Raw genomic sequence first — 6,420 nt, 5'->3', positions numbered from 1 at the left:
TTGATCCTGGTCGGCCGGGCCATCCAGTCGAGCCGCTGTGCCTCGTCGGCCCAGAACCCCTCCGGGTCGCTGATCGAGCGGGCATACATCTCGTCATACTTGGCAGCGTCCACATGTGCATTGGACACGAAGTCGGACGAAGGCGGGTAGGTGCCGGCAGCGGCGGTTTGGGCATCGTCTTTCATGGAGATCCTCCCTAGATCCGTATTTCCAGAACGCCGCACTGCGGCATTTCCCATCCCTGTGCCGATCATACGCGAGACCGAAAAGAAATAAATAAGTAACAGAAAACACAGCTTTTATTTGTAAAATATTTTCGTTAGCGCGAGGCTTGCTGTAAATTACTTCGCAAAACTCAGGGAATTTGCCCTAGTTTCAACGGGCTCGTGTTGACCCTATGTAAAGCATGTTTCAGCAAGAGCGCGCCGGATCGGTTCGCCCATAGGGTGTGACAAATTGTTCCTGTATGCCTTTGCATACAGATCTGGACCGGAAGCCGGGGCCACAGCGCACGGATCGAGTCGGCCAATCGGCTTGCGTCATGCGCTTGATGCTCTAACCTCCCGCGCCAAGGCGGCTGGAGGGCCGCCGACCAACGGGAGGAAAATACCAAATGAAGAAGACCACGATGACGCTCTGCGTCTCCGCGCTGACCCTTGCCTTCGCCACCGAGGCGATGGCGACCGAATGGAACGTGTCGGTCTGGGGCAAGCGCCGCGCCTTCACCGAGCATCTGCACAAGCTTGCAGAGCTGGTCGAGGAGAAGACGAACGGCGAGTTCACCATGAACATCTCGTATGGCGGCCTGTCCAAGAACACCGAAAATCTCGACGGCATCTCGATCGGCGCCTTCGAGGTTGCCCAGTTCTGCGCCGGCTACCACGCTGATAAGAACCGCGCGATCACCGTTCTCGAGCTTCCCTTCCTCGGTGTCTCCAATCTCGACGAGGAGGTGGCGGTGAGCCACGCGGTCTACGACCATCCGGCGGTGGCCGACGAGATGGCGCAGTGGAACGCGCGCATGCTGATGACCAGCCCCATGCCGCAATACAACCTCGTCGGCACCGGCGAGCCGCGCGACGAGCTTTCGAAGTTCGACGGCATGCGTGTGCGCGCCACCGGCGGGCTGGGCCGCGCCTTCGAGGCGGTGGGCGGCGTGCCCACCTCGGTGACCTCGTCCGAGGCCTACCAGGCGATGGAATCCGGCGTCGTCGACACCGTGGCCTTCGCGCAGCACGCGCATCTTTCGTTCGGCACCATCAACGAGGCGGACTGGTGGACCGCCAACCTCAACCCCGGCACGGTGAACTGCCCGGTGGTGGTGAACATCGACGCCTATGACGCGCTCTCGGATGAAGAACGCGAGGCGCTCGACAGCTCGGTGCCGGAGGCCATCGACTACTATCTCGAGAACTACGGCGAGCTGCTGGCGCGCTGGGACGAGGTGCTGGCCGAGAAAGACGTCGAGAAGGTGATGATCTCGGACGCGCAACTGGCCGAGTTCAAGGAGGTCGCCATGCCGATCCACCAGCAGTGGATCGACGACATGACCTCGCAGGGCCTGCCTGGGCAGGAGCTCTATGATCTGGTGAACGACACGCTCGAAGAGACGCGCGCGTCGAACTGAGCCGATCCGCCCCGTCCGACGGGGTGATCCTGTCGCCCCCGGGTCGCCGATCCGGGGGCCTCTCACTTCTGAAAGGTGCTGCAATGGCTGGTTCCTCCGCCGTGCTGAGCGACACATCCACGCTCAGCCGTCTCGACCGCGGATTGCTGAAGCTCGAAACGGTGTTTGCCTTCCTCTCGGGCCTTGGGGCCTTTGCTCTGATGATGCTCGCCGTGGTCTCGGTGAGCGGGCGCAATCTCTTCAACGAGCCGCTGCGCGGCTATGTCGACTGGATCGAGACGGCGATGCCGCTGATCGCGATCCTCGGTATTTCCTACGTGCAGCGGCAGGGCGGTCACATCCGCATGGATATTGTCGTGGGCAAGCTCAGGGGCAGGGCGCTCTGGGCCGCGGAATGGCTGACTACCTTCGGGATCCTTGTGCTGATCGTGGCGCTGGTCTGGGGCTCCTGGGCGCATTTCGACCGCAGCTTCGACATGACGCGGCCAATGTGGTCGCGCGACAGCACCATCGACATCGGCCTCCCGCTGTGGCCGGCCAAGCTGATCGTGCCGGTGGCGTTTACCGTGATGAGCCTGCGGCTGCTGCTGCAACTCTGGGGCTACACACGGGCGCTGGTGATGGGGCTCGAGCATCCGGTGGCGGTGCCGCTGGTGCAGAGCGTCGCTGAACAGGCGGCCGAGGAAGCCGCGCATATCCAGGGGCATGACGACTGATGGACACGATTGAAATCGGCCTGTGGGTCACCGGCGGGATGCTGGTGATGGTGGTGCTGGGCATGCGCGTGGCCTTTGCCGCGGGGCTTGCCGGGCTTGTGGGGCTGGTCTGGATCTTCTGGGACAAGCGCAGTTACGATCCCGAGATGCTGGGCTGGGCGATCGGCGTGGCGGTCAAGACCGCCGGGCAGATCCCGCATGGCAAGGTCGCCAACCAGGCGCTGAGCCTGATCCCGACCTTCATCCTGATCGGCTACCTGGCCTATTACGCCGGGCTCACCAAGGCGCTCTTCGAAGCGGCCAAGCGCTGGATGGCCTGGGTGCCGGGCGGTCTCGCGGTCTCGACCGTGTTCGCCACGGCGGGCTTCGCGGCGGTGTCCGGCGCCTCGGTCGCGACCTCGGCGGTCTTCGCCCGCATCGCCATCCCCGAGATGCTCAAGATCGGCTACGACAAGCGCTTCGCGGCGGGCGTGGTGGCGGCCGGCGGCACGCTGGCCTCGCTGATCCCGCCCTCGGCAATCCTCGTCATCTACGCCATCATCGTCGAGCAGGATGTGGGCAAGCTGCTGCTGGCGGGCTTCATCCCCGGCGCCTTCTCGGCGGTGGTCTACGGCACGCTGATCATCGGCCTCGCGCTGACCATCAAGGGCTTCGGGCCGCCGGTGCGGGGCTTCACATGGGGCCAGCGCTTTGCCGCGCTGCCGCCGGCGCTGCCCATCGTGGCGGTGGTCGTGATCATCATCTTCTTCGTCTACAACCCGTTCGGCGACGCTTGGGGCACGCCGACCGAGGGCGGCGCGGTGGGAGCGTTCATCGTCTTCCTGATGGCGCTGCTGCACGGCATGCGGGGGGCCGAGCTGAAGGATGCGCTGATCGAGACGGCGAAGCTGTCGATCATGATCTTCACCATCATCTGGGGGGTGCTGATCTACGTGCGCTTCCTCGGCTTCGCGGACCTGCCTTCGGCCTTCGCCGACTGGATCTCGTCGCTGCAATACCCGCCGATGATGATCCTCATCTGCATCCTGCTGGCCTATGCGGTGCTGGGCATGTTCATGGATGCCATCGGCATGCTGCTGCTGACCCTGCCGGTCGTCTACCCGGCGGTGATGGCGCTCAATGGCGGCGAGACCGTCTCGGCGGCAGAAAGCACCTTCGGCATGTCGGGCGAGATGTGCGCGATCTGGTTTGGCATTCTCGTGGTGAAGATGGCAGAGTTCTGCCTCATCACGCCGCCCATCGGGCTCAACTGCTTCGTGGTGGCGGGGGTGCGGCCCGATCTCAGCGTGCAGGACGTGTTCCGGGGCGTGACGCCGTTCTTCATCGCCGACGCGGTGACCATCGGGCTGCTGGTTTCCTTCCCGTCCATCGTGCTCTGGCTGCCCTCGCTGGCATGAAGCGCTGCCCACGCGGCCCCATCCGCCCGCACGGATGTCTTCGGAAATGAGAGCGGCGCCGCCCGGGAGGTCCGGGCGGCGCCGTTTTCCTTGGCCGGGTTCGGAAGAGGCGGCCTGAAGGGATCTGCCCCAAGGGAAGGGCTGACCTCAGCTTGGGCGATCCGGGTCCGGTAGGGAATTCTTAAGTTCTAAGAGCGCGTGCCGCAGTGCGCGGTGCCGCGGCGGAACCATTTTCATCAATTGCGCGTTAACCGTGCAGAATGACCGGACGGCACCGCCTCCGGAGACAACAGACCAGTGGAAGACCTGATCTCTCGGAGCGGTGTGCTCCGGCGGAGGCCCTGCGGCGCCGCTCAGGTGGATTGTGTCTTCCGCACCCGATACGCAAAGGAGACTTCATCATGGAATTCGCAGGCATTGGCGGCTTCATCATCCTCGTGCTCGACATCTGGGCCATCGTCTCGATCCTCAGCTCGGGCGCCAGCACCGGCTCGAAGGTGCTGTGGACGCTGCTCGTTCTCATCCTGCCGGTCCTCGGCTTCATCATCTGGCTGATCGCCGGCCCGAAATCGTCGCGCGCCACGGTTTGATCGCCACGCTTTAATCTTCACGTAACCGACTGACATCCCATCGGAGGAACCTGTCATGCTTTACTGGGCCATTTTGTTCTTCGTCGTCGCCATCGTTGCCGCCGTGTTCGGCTTCGGGGGCATCGCATCCGCATCCGCGGGCATCGCACAGGTGCTGTTCTTCATCTTCCTCGTGCTGTTCGTCGTCGCGCTTATCATGAAGTTCGTCCGCAAGGCCTGACGCTTCGGCGCAGACAGCAGCCGGACACGACCATCGCCGCCGTGCCTCCCACGGGCGCGGCGGCTTTTTGCGGCCCGCAGCCGAGGAGCCTTCGGGCGGGCAGGGCGCCAGACAAAGAAAGCGCGCCACGAGGGCGCGCTTTCGACAAGGCCGGAGAGAGACGTGAGAGGCGTCAGGCCTTGAGCGTTTCGGTCGACGAGAAGAACATCGCCTGGCTGACCGCCGAACGGACCTGATCTTCGGAATAGGGCTTGGAGATCAGGAAGGCCGGCTCGGGCCGCTCGCCGGTGAGGAGACGTTCGGGGAAGGCGGTGATGAAGATCACCGGGCGCTCGCCCAGCTCCTTCAGGATGTCGTTGACCGCGTCGATGCCCGAAGAGTTGTCGGCCAGCTGGATGTCGGCCAGCACCAGGTCGGGAACTTCCTGCTTGGCAAGGTCGATGGCGGCGTCGCGGGTGCGCGCCACTCCTGTCACGCGGTGGCCCAGATCGGCAACGATGCTCTCGAGGTCCATTGCGATGATCGCCTCGTCCTCGATGATCAGCACGCGGCCCGTCACCGCGTCGGCCATCTCCTGACGCGCCAGAACCACGAGCTGCTCCGCTTCGCTGGTCTCGATCTGCATGATCTCGGCCAGTTCGGAGATCGAGAATTCCTCGATCGTGTGCAGCAGAAGCGCCTCGCGGCTGTTGGTGGTCAGCTTCGACAGGCGGTCATGCGCCTTCGCGAGGGCGCCGGTGTTCTCTTCGACAACCGGTGCGCCGGTGCTGACCCAGATGCCGTGGAACACCTTGAACAGTCCGACCTTGGGCGAGCTGGCATCGGAGGCGGCACTGCGATCGGTCAGGATCGCCTCGAGCGTGGCGGCGGCATAGTTGTCGCCGGTGGTCTGGCTGCCGGTCAGCGCGCGCGCGTAGCGGCGAAGATAAGGAAGCGCTGCTCCGATGGCCTGGCTCAGGTCGCCTTTTGACATATCGAACGTCCTTTTTTTCGATTTTTTCGGGAACCAAACGCCTGATTGCTGCATTGGTTCCGGCAAGAGCTTAAAATAATGCACGGCGCGTCAGAGAAAAAAGAGCAAGGATCAAATGGGTCACACGCGGAGAAACGACAAAGAGGCCGAGGTCATCGACGAGAATTTGCGTCGGGTCTACCAGGACATGCTGGACGAGAAGGTTCCGGACCGTTTCCTTGACCTCATCGCACAGCTAAAGTCACAGGACGATGACGGAAGCGCCACCGGCGGAGACGCTAAATGAGCGATGATCCCCGGGACGAGCTCGTTGAGCACCTGCCCGCCCTCAGGGCGTTTGCCCTGTCGCTGACGCGCAATGGTGCGGTCGCTGACGACATGGTTCAGGACACGCTGGTGAAGGCGTGGTCCAAGATTTCCAGCTTCGAGCCCGGCACGAACATGCGGGCGTGGCTGTTCACAATCCTGCGCAACACGTACTACTCGAACCGGCGCAAGGCCGGCCGCGAGGTCTCGGACGCGGAAGGTGTCTTCACCGAGAGTCTGTCGGAGAAGCCTGCCCATGACGGTCGCCTCCAGATGGCGGATTTCCGACGCGCCTTCGTGCAACTGACCGACGAACAGCGCGAGGCGCTGATCCTTGTCGGCGCTCAGGGGTTCTCCTACGAAGATGCGGCAGAGACCTGCGGCGTTGCCGTCGGCACCATCAAGAGCCGTGTCAACCGTGCCCGTGCCCGCCTTGGCGAGTTGCTCAAGCTCGATGATGACGACAATCTCGAGATGACCGACCAGGCAACGATGGCAGTGGTGACGGGCGCGCGACCCGCTGCGCGCTGAACCGATAATCTCCCGGCCGGAGAGTTCTGGCCGGGGCAGACGACGAAAGACGAACGGGCA

9 protein-coding genes are annotated in these 6,420 nt (G+C 63.5%); 7 read left to right on the top strand and 2 right to left on the bottom strand.

The features are described from left to right. Nucleotides 1–185 (bottom strand): acetyl-coenzyme A synthetase N-terminal domain-containing protein (locus JF542_RS23455; protein WP_207077616.1); only part of this gene is annotated, 185 nt, incomplete at its 3' end. Nucleotides 186–613: 428 nt separating this feature from the next. Between JF542_RS23455 and dctP the strand changes: the two genes are divergently transcribed. The 5 genes from dctP to JF542_RS23430 all read left to right on the top strand — a co-directional run bounded on the left by dctP (nucleotide 614) and on the right by JF542_RS23430 (nucleotide 4,550). Continuing rightward, a complete protein-coding gene (dctP, locus tag JF542_RS23450; protein WP_207077615.1) occupies nucleotides 614–1,627 on the top strand; it encodes a TRAP transporter substrate-binding protein DctP in 1,014 nt (337 codons plus the stop codon). A gap of 83 nt (nucleotides 1,628–1,710) precedes the next feature. Next, nucleotides 1,711–2,343: a TRAP transporter small permease subunit gene (locus JF542_RS23445; RefSeq protein WP_207077614.1), complete on the top strand. Its 633-nt coding sequence runs from the start codon at nucleotides 1,711–1,713 to the stop codon at nucleotides 2,341–2,343. Next, nucleotides 2,343–3,740 carry a TRAP transporter large permease gene (locus tag JF542_RS23440; RefSeq protein WP_207077613.1) on the top strand — a complete coding sequence of 466 codons (1,398 nt, stop codon included), beginning with the start codon at nucleotides 2,343–2,345 and terminating at the stop codon, nucleotides 3,738–3,740. Before JF542_RS23445 ends, JF542_RS23440 begins: the two co-directional genes overlap by 1 nt. Nucleotides 3,741–4,141: 401 nt before the next feature. Continuing rightward, entirely contained in the window at nucleotides 4,142–4,330 is a 189-nt protein-coding gene (locus tag JF542_RS23435; protein ID WP_007801122.1) for a PLD nuclease N-terminal domain-containing protein, read from the top strand. A 55-nt stretch (nucleotides 4,331–4,385) separates the two neighbouring features. Next, complete coding sequence (locus JF542_RS23430) at nucleotides 4,386–4,550, top strand: DUF1328 domain-containing protein (RefSeq protein WP_007801120.1); 165 nt, start codon at nucleotides 4,386–4,388, stop codon at nucleotides 4,548–4,550. A gap of 172 nt (nucleotides 4,551–4,722) precedes the next feature. On the opposite strand, the gene JF542_RS23425 is transcribed toward JF542_RS23430, so the two are convergent. Further along, nucleotides 4,723–5,523: a response regulator gene (locus tag JF542_RS23425; RefSeq protein WP_207077612.1), complete on the bottom strand. Its 801-nt coding sequence runs from the start codon at nucleotides 5,521–5,523 to the stop codon at nucleotides 4,723–4,725. Between the two features lie 115 nt (nucleotides 5,524–5,638). Here JF542_RS23425 and JF542_RS23420 point away from each other — a divergent pair, with 115 nt between their 5' ends. Continuing rightward, nucleotides 5,639–5,809: a NepR family anti-sigma factor gene (locus JF542_RS23420; protein ID WP_007801116.1), complete on the top strand. Its 171-nt coding sequence runs from the start codon at nucleotides 5,639–5,641 to the stop codon at nucleotides 5,807–5,809. Further along, nucleotides 5,806–6,360 carry an RNA polymerase sigma factor gene (locus tag JF542_RS23415; protein WP_207077611.1) on the top strand — a complete coding sequence of 185 codons (555 nt, stop codon included), beginning with the start codon at nucleotides 5,806–5,808 and terminating at the stop codon, nucleotides 6,358–6,360. Before JF542_RS23420 ends, JF542_RS23415 begins: the two co-directional genes overlap by 4 nt. The last annotated feature ends 60 nt before the right edge of the window (nucleotides 6,361–6,420 follow it).

It is taken from the genome of Salipiger bermudensis (genome assembly GCF_017309175.1).
In the GTDB taxonomy this organism is placed as follows: Bacteria; Pseudomonadota; Alphaproteobacteria; order Rhodobacterales; family Rhodobacteraceae; genus Salipiger; species Salipiger bermudensis.
The sequence above is the reverse complement of the archived record's forward strand: the minus strand, read 5'-3'. Positions and strand labels throughout refer to the sequence as shown.